The organism is Dyadobacter sp. CY326 (assembly GCF_021390515.1).
In the GTDB taxonomy this organism is placed as follows: domain Bacteria; phylum Bacteroidota; class Bacteroidia; order Cytophagales; family Spirosomataceae; genus Dyadobacter.
Genome location: NZ_JAJUXI010000020.1, coordinates 1 through 1,393, shown reverse-complemented (window position 1 = coordinate 1,393; position 1,393 = coordinate 1). Strand labels below are relative to the sequence as shown.

The window sequence follows — 1,393 nt, the reverse complement described above, 5'->3', positions numbered from 1 at the left end:
TGACTAGTCCTAAGATAGCGATACAGATTTTAGATTAGTTTAATTAATACTCACAAAGCCGTTGCAAGGTTATTCTTGTAGCGGTTTTCTTTTTTATAGGTCCGTATTTTGACTTCATTCTGTTTGTGCATTTGATCTGGCGTCAGCATAAAACATGAATAATGAGGCCGCAAGGAATTGTAGATTTCGATGCTGTCACTGACTAGTTTTTTCATTGTTCGCATATCAACCTGATATCGTTCGAGCATAAATTCATCTTTCAAAATTCCATTTACCCTTTCTGCCACAGCATTAGCATAAGGGTCATAAGATTCTGTCATACTGCAATTGATCTTGTGTTTTTTAAGCACTTTCTGATAGTCATCACAGCAATACTGCAAACCCCTGTCGGAGTGGTGAATAAGGCCTCCTTTATTCCCATTTTGTTTCAAAGCCATTTTTAAAGCTCTTACTGCGCCATCTGCATTCAAGCTGTCGGATAGATTATAACCCACAATCTTTTTGGAATATGCATCGGTCACCAGGCACAAATAAGTATGGTTATTGCGGTTTCCAATGTAGGTAATATCTGATACCCAGACCTGCTCTGGCCGTATAATTACCAAGTTCTCAATCAGATTTTTATGCTTACGGAACCGGTGATGAGAATTGGTAGTAACCCGATAACTTCGCTTAGGATAAATACATAAATAATTGGCATTCAATATAGTAAACAATTTATCTCGACCAATCCCCAACTCTTGTAACTGCTCTCGTAGAAGATAATAAAGTTTTTTAGTGCCTATCCGTGGCATCTTGACACGTACGGATTGAACCAGATCAATTACCCTTAAAGCAATTTGTTGCCGGTGTATTTTAGAGCTCTTTTTACGATAATAAACCTGCCTGTTAACCCCGAGTAATCCACAGGTAGAAACTACTGTTTCTTTTTGTTGTATTCTGAATTGGTCGATTGCCCGGGTGAGTAGTTTTTTCTTATCGGAATTTGGTATTCCTTTTCAGCCAGCTCTATCATCATGTCAAAAATGATGGCTTTCTTATCTGAGGTCTCAACCTGCTTTTCCAAAAAGGCCTTTTGCTTTTCTAAGAGCTTCACCTTTTGCTCTAACTCTAAAATCTTCTGTTCAGGAGTTTTAGGCATATTTGATGGCGTTTGATTTTCCCAATCAAATTTACCGTATTTACGCAACCACATCGTAACTGTTGTAGGGTTTTGTATACCATACTTGCGAGCTGCTGCTCCTATGGAAAATTCTCCACGTTCGATCTCTTTGACAACTTCCAATTTAAAAGACATAGAGTAGTCTTTTTGTGTCCGCTTAACATACTTAGTTTCTAGATTCTCTCGCATAGCTATACAGTTTGTGTATCGCTATTTCAGGACGGGACAAAA

General features: G+C 38.2%; 2 protein-coding genes. Both read right to left on the bottom strand.

The window, feature by feature from the left end; translation table 11 throughout:
* Positions 1-50 precede the first annotated feature (50 nt).
* Positions 51-938, bottom strand: coding sequence for an IS3 family transposase (locus LZG73_RS25445; protein ID WP_233855640.1), 888 nt, complete (start codon positions 936-938; stop codon positions 51-53).
* Positions 917-1,351: a helix-turn-helix domain-containing protein gene (locus LZG73_RS25440; RefSeq protein WP_233855639.1), complete on the bottom strand. Its 435-nt coding sequence runs from the start codon at positions 1,349-1,351 to the stop codon at positions 917-919. Before LZG73_RS25440 ends, LZG73_RS25445 begins: the two co-directional genes overlap by 22 nt.
* Positions 1,352-1,393 lie beyond the last annotated feature (42 nt).

Coding starts and splice junctions, on each gene's coding strand:
- LZG73_RS25440 (WP_233855639.1), bottom strand. CDS start 1,351: ATGCGAGAGAATCTAGAAACTAAGTATGTTAAGCGGACACAAAAAGAC.